We start from the raw sequence: 15,591 nt of genomic DNA, 5'->3' as shown, positions 1-15,591 counted from the left end.
CCACCTCATCGGGATTTGCCCCTCCGTGTGGCTTGTTCTCCGGCCGCCGGGCCTGCAGCGTCTTCTGCCGGGAAGCGGCTCCGCTCTCGACCCCCTGGTCCGGCGTCCCTGTTATCGGACGGGGACAGGGCTTTCCGTAGCTGCGCGGAGCGCGGTTACGGAAGCAAGCACGGAAACAGCCGCCAGCACTCCGAACAGTTGTGGGTAGCCGCCCAGTGGTATCGCCAGTGCGGCTCCTGCGAAGGGGGCGAGGGCGGCGGCGGTGGTGGTCGGTGCCGCGAGGAGGCCGGACAGGCGGCCGTAGTGGGTGGTGCCCCATCGGTCGGTGATCGCGGTGGCCTGGAGCAGTGTGAGGTTGCCGCGGACCATCCCGGCGACGATCGACAGAGCGACCAGGAGCGGGTACGGGCCGGGGGCGAGCGCGAGTGCCGCGGTGGTGAGGCCGCCGAGTGCGATCAGAGTGGTCGTGCGCGCGGTGACTTCGGTGCGGCGGGCGATGGCCGCGTACAGGGTGCGTCCCAGGGTCTGCCCGGCGCCGCCCAGACCGAGTGCCCATGCTGCCTGGCTGGTGGAGTAGCCGCGTTCCAGCAGGAGAGGAACAAGGGCGACGACCGCGGCCGAGACGGTGAACGCGGAGAGCGTGAGTGCCACCGCGAGCATGCGGAAGGGACGGCTGCGAGCCGCCGTCTTCGCGGACTGGCCGACGTCGGCCGTCGAGGGCGATGGTGCTGGAGGCCAGGGGGCTCTGAGTGCCAGCGCGTGGGCGGGAATCGTGACGGCGGCGAGGACGGCGGCGAGCACCGTGTAGGTCATCCGCCACGACAGGTGGTCGGCCAGCGCTGCGGTGAGAGGTGCGAAGAAGGTCGACGCAAGTCCGCCCGCGAGCGTCACGATGGTCAGCGCGCGTACATGGTCGGGGGCCCACCAGCGGGTGATGGCGGCGAACGCGGGCTGGTAGAAGGTGGCCGCCATGGCGAAGCCCGCCAGCACCCAACCGGCGAAGAACAGCGGCAGGTTCGGGGCGGCGGCGACGATGAGGATACTCAGCACGCCGAGGACGGAGCCGGCCGTCATGACGGTGCGGGGACCGCGGTGATCGATGATCCGGCCCACGCGGATTCCGGCGAACGCGGAGACGAGCAGAGCAAGGGAGAACGCGGCCGTGGTCGCCCCGGTCGACCAGCCGGTGTCCTCGGTGATCTGCGGGTTGAGGACGGGAAAAGCGTAGAAGACGATGCCCCAGCTGGTGATCTGCGTGGCACACAGGGCTGGGAGTACGGCGCGGGGCCGCGACCGGTCCCCTGTTCCGGTCGCGGCCCCGCGGGCGTCGGTCTCGGTCACGCGCAGCAGCCACCGGCCGGCGCGGGCTCCCCGGCGGCCGCGGCAGCACCGATCTGGACCACGGAGGGCTCAGGGGCGCAGCAGCCTCCGCGGTCCGTCTCTGTCGTGGCAGGGGCGTCGAAGAGTCCGGCGCCGCCGCAGACTCCGGTCTCGGGGAGGGTGAGTTCGACGCGGTCGGCAGCTTCCAGGTCTCCGGCGAGAGCGGCAGCCACGGAGCGGACCTGCTCGTAGCCGGTCATGGCGAGGAAGGTGGGGGCACGGCCGTAGGACTTCATGCCCACCAGGTAGATACCGGTCTCCGGGTGGGAGAGCTCTTGGTGGCCGTGCGGGTAGACCGTGCCGCAGGAGTGCTGGTTCGGGTCGATGAGCGGGGCCAGTTGGGTGGGGGCCTGAAGGCGCTCGTCCAGGCCGAGGCGGAGCTCGGACAGGAAAGACAGGTCGGGGCGCAGGCCGGTCAGGACAATGACCTCGTCCACCGGGTCGAGGCGGCGTCCGTCCTCAGCCACCAGGATCAGACGGTCGTTGTCACCGCGTTCGATGACTTCCGTGCGGAAGCCGGTGACGGCATCGGCGTGCCCGTCGTCGACGGCAGCCTTCGCCGCCAGGCCCAGTGCGCCGCGGGCGGGCAACTGGTCGGCGCTGCCGCCGCCGAAGGTGGAGCCGGAGATGCCCCGGCGCAGGACCCAGACCCCCTTCGCGCCCGCGCCGTCGTCGGAGTTGGCGAGGTCGGAGAGGGAGGCGAGGGCGGTGAAGGCGGAGGCCCCGGAGCCGATGACGGCGGTGCGGCGCCCCGCGTAACGGGCGCGGACGGCCGGGTCCTTGAGGTCGGGGACGCGGTAGGTGATGCGGTCGGCGGCGGCCTTCTCGCCGAGGGCGGGCAGGCCGGAGGCGCCTGCGGGGGACGGGGTGGTCCAGGTGCCGGAGGCGTCGATGACGGCGCGGGCGAAGGCCCGCTCCTCGCGGCCGTCGGCGTGGTGATGTGGACGACGAACGGCTGCTGGTCGCGGTCGGCGTCCACGATCCGGTCGCGGCCGGCGCGGGAGACGCCGGTGACCCGGGCGCCGAGGCGGACTTGGTCGCCGAGCGCTTCGGCGAGCGGCTGCAGGTACTGCTCGGCCCAGTCGCCGCCAGAGGGATACGTGTCCGGGTCGGGGCGGGTCCAGCCGGTGGGAGCCAGCAGCTTCTCGGCGGCCGGGTCGACCAGCTCACTCCAGGTGGAGAAGAGGCGTACGTGCGCCCAGTCCCGGACGGCGCTCGCGGCGGCGGGGCCGGCTTCCAGGACGAGCGGGAGGAGGCCGCGCTCGGTGAGGTGGGCGGCGGCGAGCCCGGCCGGGCCTGCGCCGATCACGACGACCGGCAGGCCCTCGGTGGTGGTGGTCATGGCGGTGGTGTCCTCCGGGAAGAGGCGGCATGTCCGGCCGCTGTTTCGATTGCTGTCTATGTCCGGAGCTTGCCACCCGCATCGACGAGTGTCAACATAGACGCATGTCGAAGTCTGAGGTTGTCGAGCTGTCGGTCCTGGGCCCGGAAGCGGTCGTGCCGTGCTGCCCGCCCATCACCGCCGGGGAGCTGTCCGTGCCGGACGCGGAGCGGATGGCCGCGATGTTCAAGGCGCTCTCCGACCCGGTGCGGCTACGGCTGTTCTCGAAGGTCGCCTCGCATCCGGGAGGAGAGGCGTGCGTATGCGACATCCAGGACGTCGGCGTCTCCCAGCCGACCGTCTCCCACCACCTCAAGAAGCTCCGCGAGGCCGGCCTCCTGACCTCGGAGCGGCGCGGGACCTGGGTCTACTACCAGGTCGCACTCTCCGTCGTCGCCGCCATGTCAGCCATGCTCGACCTGCGCCCGGTCGCCGCCCGCAGTTGAACTCCGGCCCTGCCCCCGTCCGGCGTCAGCAGCCGGTTCCGGGCGGGCAGCAGACCGCCAAGTACGCCTGAAGGGCGGAGAGTCGCGCGGCCATAGCCGAGCCGTCGGCCTGGTAGAACACCTGTCGGCCTTCCTTGCGGGCGACGACCAGCCCTCCTCGGCGCAGCAGGCTCAGGTGCTCCGAGGCGGTGGACGGCTTCAATGCGCACCGTTCCGCGACCTCGCCGACTGTCAGCTCGGCACCACCGGCGAACTGGAACATCACCCGCTGGCGGGTCTCGCTCGCCAGCGCCTTGAGGAAGTCGGCCGTCGCCGGATCGAGCACGGCCGCCTCATCCCTGTTCTCGGTCAACGCCCCACGCCCAACATTTCGTCACTTCCCGAAACAACGACTCATTGTGAAAGGTCCACGTTCTCATGGAACACGCTGATCTCATCGTCATCGGCGCCGGACAGTCCGGGCTCGCCACAGCCGCCCTCGCCCCGCGCCACGGCTTCGCCCGCGTGCTGGTCCTGGAGAGCGCCGAGGAGCCGGGCGGGGCCTGGCCGCGCTACTACGACAGCCTCACCCTCTTCTCCCCCGCCCGGTACTCCTCCCTGCCCGGCATGCGGTTTTCCGGCGACCCGGACCGCTACCCGCGCCGCGACGAAGTCGTGGACTACCTGCGCGCCTACGCCGAGCGCCTGCCCGCCTCGATCCGCACCTCGACGTCCGTCGCCTCCGTGACCCGCCAGGACGGCGTGTGGAGGGTGCGGTCCCAGGACGGGCGGGAGTTCACCGCCCATGCGGTGATCGCCGCGACCGGCGACTACGGAACACCGTTCCTCCCCGATATCCCCGGCAGCGCGGGGTTCGGCGGCCGTGTCCTGCACGCCGCCGACTACCGCAGCCCCGACCTGTTTGCCGGGCAGCGGGTGATCGTGGTCGGCGGAGGAAACTCCGCGATCCAGATCGCCGCCGAACTCGGCCCGGTCGCCGACACCACCCTCGCCACCCGCCGCCCGGTCGGCTGGACACCGCAGCGACCGCTGGGCCGGGATCTGCACTGGTGGCTCAAGCACACCAGGCTCGACATCGCACCGATCCGCCGTCTGCTCGCTAAGGTTCCCGTGTCCGTGATCGACGACGGCCGCTACCGCACCGCACTCGACAGGCACGGCGTCGACCGCCGCGACATGTTCAGCAGGTTCACCACCGGCGGCGTCCTGTGGGCCGACGGGACCAAGGAGGACGTCGACGCGGTCGTCTTCGCCACCGGCTACCGCCCCGTGTTCGGCTACCTGACCGGCTCGGGAGCCCTCGATGCCGTGGGAGCGCCGGTTCACCGCGGCGGCTTGTCCACCACGGCGAAGGGGCTCGGCTTCGTCGGCATGGAGTTCCAGCGGAGCTTCTCGTCGAAGACCCTGCGTGGAGTGGGCCGTGACGCCGCCTGGCTCCTTGACCGCCTGTCAGCGCCAGGCCGCTGACGCTGGAGTGCTGTTCCTCGGACTCGATTCTCCGGCCGGAGGTGCGGTGGCCGGGGTTCAGCATCCTCACGACGTATGCCGCGGGGCTCTCAAGGGGCCAGCAGGGAGCCGAACGTCTGCTGGCTGATGTGCTCGGCGGTCGGCTGGTCGACTGTCTGTCCGGGGACCTCGGGGTGCTGGCTTGTCCACGTGCGGGCGTTCTCGGTGTCGGTGAAGAAGTTCAGCGCGTCGCAGCAGGCTGAGGCGGCGGGCCCGCCTCCGGGGCGCTGCCCGACGAAGACCACAGCTGTGGGCGGGTCCCACCGCACTTTGCCGGTGGTCGAGGTGACGGTGATGGGGTCGCCGGTGACCGGGTCGGCGGAGGAGATCGCGCCGTCCTGTCCGAGCATGGCCGGGATGCCCAGGGCGTCGATGGCGCACATCGACCAGACCTCCACTCCGCTGTCGAGCCGGACCGTGTGGCGGGTGGGTACGGCGGAGAACGGGTAGGCGGCGCGGATGTTCCCGGTCTCGTCCAGGGTGAGGAAGTCCTCGTCGGCCAGCTCGGTCAGCACCTCCGCAGCGGTCCTCCCGGCCACGGCCGCCACCGGCTGAAGCGTCTGCGCATCGGGAGCGGCTCCCGTGGCGGCGAAATGCCGCAGGATCTGCTGGTGCACCGCGCGCAGGCCGTTCTCGGCGGGCGCACGGCGCCCGCGGCCGCCCCGGCCCACCACGTCCAGCGGCTGCGGGGGGCAGCAGTCCGGGGTCCCCGCTTCACGGGCTTGCGGGGCCGCCCCGGCGAGTGCCCGCCGAAGGGCGGACTCGTCGGGCACACCCGACACGGTGCCGGCCGCGTCCCTGTAGAGGCGGCACGAGATGCTTGGTGTAGCCCCGGGTGGCGCGAAGGGGTCGGTGCCGTCGATCAGGATCGTCGGCGACCCGGACATGCCTAACCGGGCGGCATCACCCTCATCGACAACCTCGACCACCTCCACCTGGGCCTGCCGTCCGTCCAGCGCGGCGGTCACCCGCTCCAGCGCGGGCCGCGCGTTCGGACAATCCGCCACCGTCAGCACTGTGATGCGCATCCGCCTGTCCTTCCGGGACCTCGTCCGTCGTCTGGCCCGAAGGTAGACCTTCCAGTGTGCTGGAAGGTCAAGGGCTAGCCTGGAGACATGCGCATCGGCGAGCTCGCCGCCCACACGGGGCTGACGACCAAGACCCTCCGCTTCTACGAGGACAGCGGGCTGCTGCCCGCACCGCCCCGCACCTCGGGCGGCTACCGGGACTACCCCGATCACGCGGTGAACCGACTCGCGTTCATCCGGGACGCCCAGCGGGCCGGCCTCACCCTCGCCGAGATCCGCTCGATCCTCGCCCTGCGCGACGACGGCCAAGCACCGTGCACCCACGTCACCGACCTCATCCACGAGCACCTGGACGACCTCGACCGACGTATGGCCGAGCTCGCCGCCACCCGCGCAGCACTTCGCGGCCTCGCCGCCCGCGCAGCAACCGCCGACCCCGCCGCCTGCGGCGCAGACGACATCTGCACGATCCTCAAACCATCACCGATATAGGCCCTGATACCAGCATCGAGACCCGTGCACTCAATCGCCCAGGCCAGTTTCCGTGGCACAACGGGGCGGCGTTCAGCGACTGTTCGCGGAGCCGACCGCGGGACGAGTGATCCCATCCGGTGGACGCGAGCAGGCAACTGCAAGTCGACGGCCGTGGCCACGGGTGAGCCACGGTGCTGTCGGCAGAGAGGTATGCCCTGTCAGTGGCCGCGGGGATGATGCTCCGATGAGTATCGATATCGCCTGGGCCCGCGCCGAGCTCGCCAGCTTCCTGAAGCTGACCGAGCTGTACTCACCCCCTGGCCTATTCTCGGCCAGCAGCCGCTTGTCCAACCGCGGCGGAGAACGGGAAATTGTGGCCAGCGCCCAGGTTGTGGAGCAGATTCTGGACCGGGTCCTGCCGCGGTGGCGTACGGAGGTCCCGGACGATCGCAACAAGCGAGTCAACCGATGGTGCCAGCACCGCGAAGCCGTACAGCGTGTTGACGCTGTCCTGTTGCGGGATGCGGAGGTTCGTGAGCGGCTCGGGGATGATGCGCCGCAGCTCAGTGCTGCGGCCATGCATCGGTGGGTGTGGGACGGGGCCAGGTCCCTGTGGGGCAGTGGGCATTTCCGTGAGGCGGTCACGGCTGCCGCGCGGAAGGTGAACGCCGAGACCCAGAACAAGGTCTCCCGACGCGATGTGAGCGAGACCGCTCTGTTCCAGAGCGTGTTCTCCAAGGACGTGGCGAAGCCCGGTCAGCCTCGCCTTCGTCTGATGGCGGACGACAACAGCGACACCTTCCGCAGTGTGCACCGGGGCGCGATGTCCTTCGCCGAGGGCTGTTTCGCGGGCATCCGGAACCCCAACAGCCACGAGGACGGGCTGCCGGAGCTGCCGGAGCACGAGGCCCTGGAGCAGCTCGCGGCTTTCAGCGTCTTGGCACGCTGGGTGGACAGTGCAGCCCTCGACGCACCCTGAGCCCGACCGGGGAGGCGTCAGCGCAGCAGGGCGGCGATCTCGCGGACGGCGTCTCGTGCGGGGCGGCCGACGCCGATCAGGGTGGCCGAGGCGGGTCCCGTCCAGTCGCCGTAGCCGAGGAGGTGCAGGCGCGGTTCGTCGACGGCCCGGGTGCTGTGGGTGGGGATGTGGCCGCGTTCGCCGCGCAGGCCCAGCGGGGCGAGGTGGGACAGCGCGGGGCGGAAGCCGGTGCACCAGATGATTGCTGCGGCTTCCGCTCTGGTTCCGTCCGCCCACTCCGCCCCGTTCTCGTTGAGGCGGGCGAACATCGGCTGGGCTTTGAGGAGGCCGGCGTCCCGTGCGGCGCGGACCGGCGCGACGGCGACGATGTCGCCGAGCGAGGCGACGCCTCCCGTGTCGGTGTCCCCGGTGTCCAACGCTCTGCGGCGGGCGGTGGCGGCGTCGAAGAGGGCGCGGCCGTCGATGTCGTCGGCCAGGAAACGTGCGGGCCGTTGGGTGACCCAGGTCAGGTCGGTGTGCGGCGCGAGGTCGGCGGCGATCTGGGCCCCGGAGTTGCCTCCTCCGACCACGATGACCCGCCGGCCCGCGAACTCGTCAGGGGTGCGGTACTGCACGGTGTGCAGCTGACGGCCGGTGAAGGTCTCGCGGCCGGGTACGGCAGGGAGAAAGGGCCGCCACCATGTTCCGGTCGCCGAGACGACCGCACGGGCGGACCAGACACCTGCGTCCGTCTCCACCCGCAGCCGCTCACCGTCACGGCGTACGGCCTTGGCCTGGACCGGTCGCTCGACGGGAAGGGCGTAGCGCTCCTCGTACGCGGTCAGGTACTGGACGACGTGATGCGCGTCCGGGTACTCCGCCCCGTCTTGGGCGGGCATCAGCCAGCCCGGCAGGGAGGAGTAGGCGGCCGGGGAGAACAGGCGGAGTGAGTCCCATGGGTGCTGCCACGCGCCGCCCGGCGCGGGCTGGGCGTCGAGGATGACGAAGTCGAGGTTCTGGCGGCGCAGGTAGTAGCCGGTGGCGAGTCCCGCTTGGCCGCCACCGATCACCACCACATCCACATCCACCGCGCGTGTCACCAGGTCACCCCCGGAGCAACGTCGGGCGTCCCGGCTCCCGCCCCACCCCTGCGCGGCGCAGCTTCCGCCGCCGGCCGGACGGTGAGGCGAGCCGGGGCGCGGAGGGCGGCATGCGGGCGGGAACCGAGGTGGTGCATCAGTGCTGCAAGGTGCTGGTGGTGATCGCGGACGGGGCGAACTTCTTGCGCCAGGCCAGGGCCACGTACACCAGGGCGATCAGGACGGGGACCTCGATGAGCGGGCCGACGACGCCGGAGAGGGCCTGCCCGGAGGTGACGCCGAAGGTGGCGATGGCCACGGCGATTGCGAGCTCGAAGTTGTTCCCGGCGGCGGTGAAGGCGAGAGTCGTGGTGCGGTCGTATGCCAGGCCGATGGCCTTGCCGATCAGGAAGCTGCCGAAGAACATGATCGCGAAGTACACGAGGAGCGGGAGTGCGATGCGGACAACGTCCAGCGGCTGCGAAGTGATCGTCTTCCCCTGGAGGGCGAAGAGAATGATGATCGTGAAGAGCAGGCCGTAGAGGGCCCAGGGGCCGATCTTCGGCAGGAACTTCGCCTCGTAGGACTCGCGGCCCATCTTCTTCTCGCCCAGGCGGCGGGTGAGGAAGCCGGCGAGCAGGGGCACGCCGAGGAAGATGACGACGTTCAGGGCGATCTTCCACATGGAGATGTCGAGCGTCTCGCCTTCGCCCAGGCCGAGCCAGCCCGGCAGGAGGTCGAGGTAGAGCCAGCCGAGCAGGCCGAAGGCGATGACCTGGAACACGGAGTTCAGGGCTACGAGGACGGCGGCGGCCTCGCGGTCGCCGCAGGCCAGGTCGTTCCAGATGATGACCATGGCGATGCAGCGGGCCAGGCCGACGATGATCAGGCCGGTGCGGTACTCGGGCAGGTCCGGCAGGAAGATCCAGGCCAGCGCGAACATGACGGCCGGGCCGATGATCCAGTTGATGACCAGCGAGGAGACCAGCAGCTTGCGGTCCCCGGTGACCGCGTCGAGCTTGTCGTAGCGGACCTTGGCCAGGACCGGGTACATCATGATCAGCAGGCCGACGGCGATGGGCAGGGAGATGCCGCCGATCTCCACCTTCGCCAGTGCGTCGTTCAGGCCGGGGATCATGCGGCCGAGGCCGAGGCCGAGGGCCATGGCCAGGAGGATCCAGACGGCGAGGAAGCGGTCCAGGGTGGACAGCTTCTGGACGACGGAGGAGTCCTCGGTCGTCGTCGCGGGTGCTTGCGTGGGGGTCACGGACAGGCCCTCTTGTTCTCGGCGGCGGTACGGGCGGACTCGGCCAGGTCGGCGAACTGGCCGGCGAGCTGGGCGATGACGTCCGGGCGGAGCTTGTAGTACGTGAAGCGGCCGCACGGTTCGGTCTCCACGACCCCGGCCTCGCGCAGGACCTTCAGATGGTTGGAAAGGTTGGTCTGCTTCGCACCGGTCTCCTCCACCAGGTGGCTGGTGCACAGCGTCTCGCGGGCGAGCAGGGTCACGATCCGGAGCCGGAGCGGATCGCCCAGCACCCGGATCAGTTCAGTGTCGACTGACGTCATCATGGGCTGATACTCTCACATCAGTGGCTGCTGATGCCACCGGGTGCTGATGTCATGGGTGCCTGATTCGACCGTGTGACGAGAGAGACCTCCTGATGCCCGAGAAGCCCTCTGTTCTGTTCGTTTGTGTCCACAACGCCGGCCGCTCCCAGATGGCCGCCGCCTGGCTCACCCACCTCGCCGGGGACCGCGTCGAGGTCCGCTCCGCCGGGTCCAACCCGGGTGATGCCGTGAACCCGGCCGCTGTCGAGGCGATGGCAGAGGTCGGCATCGACATTTCCGCCGAGACCCCGAAGATCCTCACGGTCGACGCGGTCAAGGAGTCGGACGTCTGCATCACCATGGGCTGCGGCGACACCTGCCCCGTCTTCCCCGGCAAGCGTTACCTCGACTGGAAGCTCGAAGACCCGGCCGGCCAGGGCGTGGCAGCGGTTCGCCCGATCCGCGACGAGATCAAGGCCATGGTCGAGGGCCTGATCAAGGAGATCGCGCCGGAGACGTCCAAGTGAGCGCCGACACGGACATCCGCAATGTCATCGTCATCGGCTCCGGCCCCGCCGGATACACCGCCGCCCTCTACACGGCGCGTGCCGACCTCAAGCCGCTGGTCTTCGAAGGCTCCGTGACCGCGGGCGGCGCGCTCATGAACACCACGGAGGTCGAGAACTTCCCCGGCTTCCCCGAGGGCATCGTCGGCCCGGACCTCATGGACAACATGCGGGCCCAGGCGACACGGTTCGGCGCCGAGCTGGTCCCGGACGACATCGTCGCCGTCGACCTCACGGGCGACATCAAGACGGTCACGGACAGCGGCGGCGGAGTCCACAAGGCCCGCGCCGTGATCGTGACCACCGGATCGCAGCACCGCAAGCTGAACCTGGAGCGCGAGGACGAACTGTCGGGACGCGGGGTCTCGTACTGCGCGACCTGTGACGGGTTCTTCTTCCGGGACCGCGACATCGTGGTCGTCGGCGGCGGCGACACCGCGATGGAGGAGGCCACCTTCCTCACCCGGTTCGCCCGTTCCGTCACGGTCGTCCACCGCCGTAGCGCGCTGCGGGCCTCCCAGGTCATGCAGAGCCGCGCGTTCGCCGACGACAAGATCTCCTTCGCTTTCGACAGTGAGATCGCGGAGATCAAGGAGGAGGGCGGCGCGCTGTCCGGCCTCGTCCTGCGCGACACGTTCAGCGGCCGGACGCGCGACCTCGATGCCACCGGCCTGTTCGTCGCGATCGGCCACGACCCGCGCACGGAGCTCTTCGCCGGTCAGCTGGACCTGGACGACGAGGGGTATCTGAAGGTCGAGGCCCCCTCGACCCGCACGAACGTCCCCGGCGTGTTCGGTGCGGGAGACGTGGTCGACCACACCTACCGCCAGGCGATCACCGCCGCGGGCTCCGGCTGCGCGGCCGCCCTGGACGCCGAGCGCTACCTCGCGGCCCTCACCGACGCCGAAGCGGTCGCGGAGCCCGAAAAGACGCCGGCAGCCGTCTGAGGGTCCCGGCGGAACGAGTTCGACCACGATTTTCGGGAGAGCCTCCCGCGCGGTGATGAAGCGCGCGAGGCTGACCTCATGCCGCGTCCTGCCAAGTCGAGGCGCTGCGCGGGGCCTTCCTCGCGGCGCGTGCTTGTCACGCGCAGGCCATCCATCCAGTCGTGTTCCGTCAGCTGACGTTCTCCGCTGCGTTGTCTCCGCGGCGTTTACATCGGCAAGCATCTATCCAGATGGCTGGCCATCTGGAAGGAAACACTGGTGCACCATCGACAGTCGAATCGACACCTTCCGCTAAAAGGCGCCGCGGCCATGGCAGTCGGCACCCTGCTCCTTTCGGCCTGCGGACGGGGCGGCGGGGGTGAAGCCGCCCCGCCCCCCTCACGGCCGAGCCGCATCACCTTTCGTTAGAGCACTACTTGACTGCGTGATGTGCGCTTGAACGCGTCCGAACAGGGGAGTCTCGCGGAACCTGTTGGGCAGGGCTGAGCCAGACCCTGGGCTGACAACATCTGCTGGTGCGGCGGTCCCCACGGAATCGGTCGGCGCTGGCGCAAGTGTGTGGGGCGGACGGTGCTGTATGCGCCGTCCGCCCTACGTCAGCTCAGTCCTTGCCCAGCAGCTTGTTCATCTGCTCGATCTCGGCGGTCTGGCCCTTGATGATCTCGTCGGCCAGTTTCTTGGCCGGCGGGTACTCGCCCTCGGTCTTCTCGGTCGTGGCCATCGCGACTGCCCCTTCGTGATGCTTGACCATCATCTCGAGGAACATGGTGTCGAACGCGGCACCGGATGCCTTCTCCAGCTTCTCCATGTCCTGTGCGCTCATCATTCCCGGCATGTCCGCGGAGTGGTCCATGCCCGGCATCTCCTCGGGCACCTTCTCGCCCCACGCGGTGAGCCAGCCGGACATGGTCTCGATCTCTGGGTCCTGTGCGCCCTTGATCTTCGTGGCGAGGTCCTTCACCTCGGTGGAAGACGCACGGGTGGGAGCCAGGTCGGCCATCTCGACTGCCTGGCGGTGATGCGGGATCATCTCCTGCGCGAAGGCGGTGTCCGCCTTGTTGTGGGCGCCGGCCTGAGCGGAAGCGGCTGCCGACGACGGGGACTCGGACTTCATCGATCCCATGTCGTGGCCTTCGTCGCTGCCCCCGCAGGCGGCCAGCACCAGAGCGGCGCTCGCGGTCGCCGCGACGAGCGCGGTGCGGCGGATCAGTGAACGGTTCGACTTCATGACTGAACTCCTGGAAATTGCGGTGAGTGAGTACGCCTGCTGGCGATGCCGGACCCGGTTCAGGTCACGCGGCACCACAGGGGCGTGCTCTATATCCGCAGGAGTTGGAGTTCGGCCAAGGTCGGAGGAGCGCGGGCTCCCTCGGGCGCTCCGTTCAGCGCGGTGGGGAACGCTTCCACTCCTGCAAGCAGGCACTCCGGCGAAGGAGTCAGTCCAGGGAGAGCGGGGCCCCCGCCCACCGCACCTGACGAACAGGTGGCTTCCGAGTGGTCGGCGCCGCCGTCGTGGCATCTGCCGTGCGGATCGGAACGGCACTCGTCATGCGCGGACGCGGTCTGGTTCCCATGCCCGCCGACCATCGCGGCAGCGGCCGGGCGCTCCGGCACCGGCAGGGCGCCAGGCGTCAGTGCGTGCATTCCGAGCAAGCCTGCCAGCAGCCCGAGGACGAGCAGCGCTCGCAGCCGCGGCGAGGGCCGCGGTTTTACGACGTGCTCGAAACGGGTCACGTTTTCATCCTAAGCATGCAACCGTCCCAGCGATCAGCCGGCGTGCGTGTGTCGCCTTGGTCGCTTCCGGTCTCGATCGTCTTCATATTGATCAGAAACTCATGGGGTTCTCGTCCAGGACGTAGCGGACGTGCGGGCCGCCGAAGTAGCCGCGGACGATGTGCGGCTGACGCTGGCGTCTGCGGAAGAAGCGGCGGGTCTCGGCGGCGAGTTCGGCCCGGTTCCGGGCTCGGTGCTGTTTGGGCAGGCTGTGCTTGAGGTCGGCGTTGACCAGCTCGTCGGGGTTCAGCTCTGGCGAGTACGGGGGCAGGAAATGCAGCTCGACGTCGTCGGGGTGGGCGGCGAGCCAGTCGCGGACCTTCTTGGAACGGTGGGCGGAGTGACCGTCGACGACGAGGTGGACCTTGTGGTCGAAGTGGCCGGCGAGCCGGTCCAGGAAGCGGCACATCACCTCGGCCGTGAAGCTCTCGGTGAAGACCATGAAGTGCATCCGGCCCTTGGTGCTGATCGCCGACATCGCGTTCACCGAGAACCGGTTGCCGGTCCGCCGCACGACGGGGGTCTTCCCTTTCTCGCCCCAGGTGCGGCCGGTGACCTGGTCGGATCGGATGCCGACCTGGTCGGCGAAGAGGATCTCGCCGCCTTCGGCCTTCGCCTTCGCGCGGATCTCCGGCCAGGTCTCCTGGTGCCAGCGGCGCACGGCCTCGGGGTCCTGTTCGACGGCCCGTTTGTCCGGGCGCTGGAAGGACAGGCCCCACCGCTTCAGATACTTGCCCACCCCCACCTCGGTCAGCTGTACCCGGTACAGCTTCGCGATCAGGTCGCCGATCAGCCGCCGCGTCCACAGTTGTCCACTCAGCCCGACGTCACAGGGCCGGCGATCGAGGACCGCCTGCCGCACGGCGGCCTGTTCGGCCTCCCCGAGCACCTGGTGCACCCCGACCGGCTTACCGCGCGGGCGCATGACCAGCGACTCCCGGCCGCCGGCCTGCCACTTCGCCCACCACCCGTCGACGGCCTTCAGCGACACCCCGAACAAGGCCGCTACGTCCTCACGGTCCCGCCCCGCTACCAACGCGGCCACCGCCCGCAGCCGCAGGGCCTCCTGCGCCGACGGCGACAGATGCCGCGCGTCCCCCACCAGATCGCTCACACACCACCAACGACCCAGAACCCAAACCGTTTCGAATCAATAAGCGGATTGCTGAACAAGGTGGCGGTCGAGCGCGGCCGAATGTGGCAGCATCTCCGGCCGTCAAACTCTCCGGGCTAGGTAGAGGGCCGCTACGGCAAGGCTGCCCGTGCGGGAAGGGGCGCCGCGCACCCATCTTGGAACGAAGTCACTAAGATGGTTAGTATGCACAGTCGAACCTTCGCCCGGTCGATCACCCGACAGGGGTGGCGGCGAAGGTACCGCCGAATCCGCAACGTCCACGCGGAGCCGAGGAGTTTTCACACACTCCCGGCAGGCGGCTGAGGAAGAAGGAGCTCGCCCCAGTGGCGTCCCACCGTCGTCCCAAGCAGCCGAACCACTCGTACGTGACCGTGCTCACGGCGACCGCTGCCGCCGCCGTGGCCCTCTCCACGCAGACCGCGTCGGCCGATCCGCTGCCGGACCCCCGCAAGAAGGGGGTAAAGGCACAGGTCGACCGTCTCTACGAGGAGGCCACACAGGCCACGGAGAAGTACAACGGCGCGGACGAGAAGCGGAAGACGCTGCAGAAGCAGGTCGAGGATCTGCAGGACACGGTCGCCAGCGGCCAGGAAGAGCTCAACTCCCTTCGCCAAGGGTTGGGATCGATGGCCAGAGCGCAGTACCGCAGCGGCGGCGTCGACCCGTCGGTACAACTGCTCCTCTCCTCCGACCCCGATGAGTATCTTGACAAGGCGTCCAGTCTTGACCGCCTGAGCGCCCAACAGGTCAGCGCGGTCCAGGAGTGGCAGTCGAAGCAGCGGGACCTTCACCAGAAGCGCAGTGAGGCGACGGCCAAGCTCAAGGAGCTTGACAGCGCCCGCAAGGAAATCGGGAGCAAGAAGAAGGAGATCCAGGGCAAGCTCGCAAAGGCCCGGGAGCTCCTCAATACCCTGACGGCCGAAGAGCGGGCCAAGATCACCGCTGAAGAAGATCGGGCCAACCGGTCCAGTGAGCGGGTCGACCTCGGCAATGAGGCAAGCGCGTCCCAGCGTGGTGCTGCGGCCTTCGCTGCGGCCAAGAGCAGGGTCGGCATGCCGTACGTGTGGGCTGCGGCCGGGCCGAACTCCTTCGACTGCTCCGGTCTGACCTCCTGGGCGTTCCAGCAGGCGGGTGTCTCCATCCCTCGCACATCGCAGGCCCAGGCGAACGCCGGCACGCGGATCAATTCCCTCGGTGCTCTCAAACCGGGTGACCTCATCATCATGCGTACCGACCTGAGTCATGTCGGCTTCTACGCTGGAAATGGGCAGATCCTCCACGCGCCGAAGCCCGGTGCTCAGGTGCGCTACGAGTCGATCAGCCGCAGTGGTATGCCGTTCATGTGGGGTGTCCGCATCAGCTGAGCA

Annotated in this window: 16 protein-coding genes and 1 pseudogene; 7 read left to right on the top strand and 10 right to left on the bottom strand. The window is 69.4% G+C overall.

Annotated elements, in window-relative coordinates; genetic code table 11:
- Window positions 1-111 precede the first annotated feature (111 nt).
- Together ACH4KB_RS18310 and ACH4KB_RS18305 are read right to left on the bottom strand one after the other, a co-directional pair.
- Complete coding sequence (locus ACH4KB_RS18310) at window positions 112-1,341, bottom strand: MFS transporter (RefSeq protein WP_339151644.1); 1,230 nt, start codon at window positions 1,339-1,341, stop codon at window positions 112-114.
- Window positions 1,338-2,722 (bottom strand): annotated as a pseudogene (locus tag ACH4KB_RS18305) (NAD(P)-binding domain-containing protein). The gene ACH4KB_RS18310 and the pseudogene ACH4KB_RS18305 overlap by 4 nt, the downstream one beginning before the upstream one ends.
- 104 nt (window positions 2,723-2,826) lie before the next feature.
- Between ACH4KB_RS18305 and ACH4KB_RS18300 the strand changes: the two are divergent.
- Window positions 2,827-3,207 (top strand): metalloregulator ArsR/SmtB family transcription factor, encoded by a 381-nt coding sequence (locus ACH4KB_RS18300; RefSeq protein WP_339151642.1) that lies wholly within the window; start codon window positions 2,827-2,829, stop codon window positions 3,205-3,207.
- A 25-nt stretch (window positions 3,208-3,232) separates the two neighbouring features.
- On the opposite strand, the gene ACH4KB_RS18295 is transcribed toward ACH4KB_RS18300, so the two are convergent.
- A complete protein-coding gene (locus ACH4KB_RS18295; protein ID WP_339151641.1) occupies window positions 3,233-3,559 on the bottom strand; it encodes a metalloregulator ArsR/SmtB family transcription factor in 327 nt (108 codons plus the stop codon).
- Between the two features lie 65 nt (window positions 3,560-3,624).
- Between ACH4KB_RS18295 and ACH4KB_RS18290 the strand changes: the two genes are divergently transcribed.
- Window positions 3,625-4,674 carry an NAD(P)-binding domain-containing protein gene (locus ACH4KB_RS18290; RefSeq protein WP_339151640.1) on the top strand — a complete coding sequence of 350 codons (1,050 nt, stop codon included), beginning with the start codon at window positions 3,625-3,627 and terminating at the stop codon, window positions 4,672-4,674.
- 89 nt (window positions 4,675-4,763) lie between these two features.
- On the opposite strand, the gene ACH4KB_RS18285 is transcribed toward ACH4KB_RS18290, so the two are convergent.
- Window positions 4,764-5,741 carry an alkylmercury lyase family protein gene (locus ACH4KB_RS18285; protein ID WP_398066938.1) on the bottom strand — a complete coding sequence of 326 codons (978 nt, stop codon included), beginning with the start codon at window positions 5,739-5,741 and terminating at the stop codon, window positions 4,764-4,766.
- A gap of 87 nt (window positions 5,742-5,828) precedes the next feature.
- Between ACH4KB_RS18285 and ACH4KB_RS18280 the strand changes: the two genes are divergently transcribed.
- Both ACH4KB_RS18280 and ACH4KB_RS18275 read left to right on the top strand, forming a co-directional pair.
- A complete protein-coding gene (locus ACH4KB_RS18280; RefSeq protein ID WP_339151638.1) occupies window positions 5,829-6,233 on the top strand; it encodes a heavy metal-responsive transcriptional regulator in 405 nt (134 codons plus the stop codon).
- Window positions 6,234-6,459: 226 nt separating this feature from the next.
- Complete coding sequence (locus tag ACH4KB_RS18275) at window positions 6,460-7,194, top strand: TIGR02391 family protein (protein ID WP_351051726.1); 735 nt, start codon at window positions 6,460-6,462, stop codon at window positions 7,192-7,194.
- A 17-nt stretch (window positions 7,195-7,211) separates the two neighbouring features.
- Here ACH4KB_RS18275 and ACH4KB_RS18270 read toward each other — a convergent pair whose 3' ends face one another.
- The 3 genes from ACH4KB_RS18270 to ACH4KB_RS18260 form a co-directional block, all read right to left on the bottom strand.
- Window positions 7,212-8,273 (bottom strand): ArsO family NAD(P)H-dependent flavin-containing monooxygenase, encoded by a 1,062-nt coding sequence (locus tag ACH4KB_RS18270; protein WP_398066937.1) that lies wholly within the window; start codon window positions 8,271-8,273, stop codon window positions 7,212-7,214.
- 136 nt (window positions 8,274-8,409) lie between these two features.
- Window positions 8,410-9,519: an ACR3 family arsenite efflux transporter gene (gene arsB, locus ACH4KB_RS18265; RefSeq protein WP_398066936.1), complete on the bottom strand. Its 1,110-nt coding sequence runs from the start codon at window positions 9,517-9,519 to the stop codon at window positions 8,410-8,412.
- Entirely contained in the window at window positions 9,516-9,824 is a 309-nt protein-coding gene (locus tag ACH4KB_RS18260) for a helix-turn-helix transcriptional regulator (RefSeq protein WP_103533668.1), read from the bottom strand. Before ACH4KB_RS18260 ends, arsB begins: the two co-directional genes overlap by 4 nt.
- 92 nt (window positions 9,825-9,916) lie before the next feature.
- On the opposite strand from ACH4KB_RS18260, the gene ACH4KB_RS18255 reads away from it, so the two are divergent.
- Window positions 9,917-10,330 carry an arsenate reductase ArsC gene (locus ACH4KB_RS18255; protein ID WP_351051735.1) on the top strand — a complete coding sequence of 138 codons (414 nt, stop codon included), beginning with the start codon at window positions 9,917-9,919 and terminating at the stop codon, window positions 10,328-10,330.
- Entirely contained in the window at window positions 10,327-11,316 is a 990-nt protein-coding gene (gene trxB, locus ACH4KB_RS18250) for a thioredoxin-disulfide reductase (protein WP_339151633.1), read from the top strand. Before ACH4KB_RS18255 ends, trxB begins: the two co-directional genes overlap by 4 nt.
- Before the next feature lie 601 nt (window positions 11,317-11,917).
- Here trxB and ACH4KB_RS18245 read toward each other — a convergent pair.
- The 3 genes from ACH4KB_RS18245 to ACH4KB_RS18235 form a co-directional block, all read right to left on the bottom strand.
- Window positions 11,918-12,544 carry a DUF305 domain-containing protein gene (locus ACH4KB_RS18245; RefSeq protein WP_359266713.1) on the bottom strand — a complete coding sequence of 209 codons (627 nt, stop codon included), beginning with the start codon at window positions 12,542-12,544 and terminating at the stop codon, window positions 11,918-11,920.
- A gap of 89 nt (window positions 12,545-12,633) precedes the next feature.
- Window positions 12,634-13,050 (bottom strand): DUF6153 family protein, encoded by a 417-nt coding sequence (locus ACH4KB_RS18240; RefSeq protein WP_351051739.1) that lies wholly within the window; start codon window positions 13,048-13,050, stop codon window positions 12,634-12,636.
- Window positions 13,051-13,141: 91 nt separating this feature from the next.
- Entirely contained in the window at window positions 13,142-14,143 is a 1,002-nt protein-coding gene (locus tag ACH4KB_RS18235) for an IS630 family transposase (RefSeq protein WP_398067213.1), read from the bottom strand.
- Window positions 14,144-14,547: 404 nt separating this feature from the next.
- Between ACH4KB_RS18235 and ACH4KB_RS18230 the strand changes: the two genes are divergently transcribed.
- The gene (locus tag ACH4KB_RS18230) at window positions 14,548-15,588 is read left to right on the top strand and encodes an NlpC/P60 family protein (RefSeq protein WP_359266711.1); all 1,041 of its coding nucleotides are present in this window, start codon (window positions 14,548-14,550) and stop codon (window positions 15,586-15,588) included.
- Window positions 15,589-15,591: the final 3 nt, after the last annotated feature.

The sequence above is a fragment of the Streptomyces sp. NPDC017520 genome, from assembly GCF_044329855.1.
Classification (GTDB): Bacteria; Actinomycetota; Actinomycetes; order Streptomycetales; family Streptomycetaceae; genus Streptomyces.
This window is presented reverse-complemented; position numbering and strand designations above follow the sequence as displayed.

Bases quoted from the DNA above. Each gene is read 5' to 3' on its own strand.
- ACH4KB_RS18280 (WP_339151638.1), top strand. From the start codon at position 5,829: ATGCGCATCGGCGAGCTCGCCGCCCACACGGGGCTGACGACCAAGACC.
- ACH4KB_RS18285 (WP_398066938.1), bottom strand. From the start codon at position 5,741: ATGCGCATCACAGTGCTGACGGTGGCGGATTGTCCGAACGCGCGGCCC.
- ACH4KB_RS18260 (WP_103533668.1), bottom strand. From the start codon at position 9,824: ATGATGACGTCAGTCGACACTGAACTGATCCGGGTGCTGGGCGATCCG.
- ACH4KB_RS18290 (WP_339151640.1), top strand. From the start codon at position 3,625: ATGGAACACGCTGATCTCATCGTCATCGGCGCCGGACAGTCCGGGCTC.
- ACH4KB_RS18300 (WP_339151642.1), top strand. From the start codon at position 2,827: ATGTCGAAGTCTGAGGTTGTCGAGCTGTCGGTCCTGGGCCCGGAAGCG.
- ACH4KB_RS18245 (WP_359266713.1), bottom strand. From the start codon at position 12,544: ATGAAGTCGAACCGTTCACTGATCCGCCGCACCGCGCTCGTCGCGGCG.
- ACH4KB_RS18255 (WP_351051735.1), top strand. From the start codon at position 9,917: ATGCCCGAGAAGCCCTCTGTTCTGTTCGTTTGTGTCCACAACGCCGGC.
- ACH4KB_RS18275 (WP_351051726.1), top strand. From the start codon at position 6,460: ATGAGTATCGATATCGCCTGGGCCCGCGCCGAGCTCGCCAGCTTCCTG.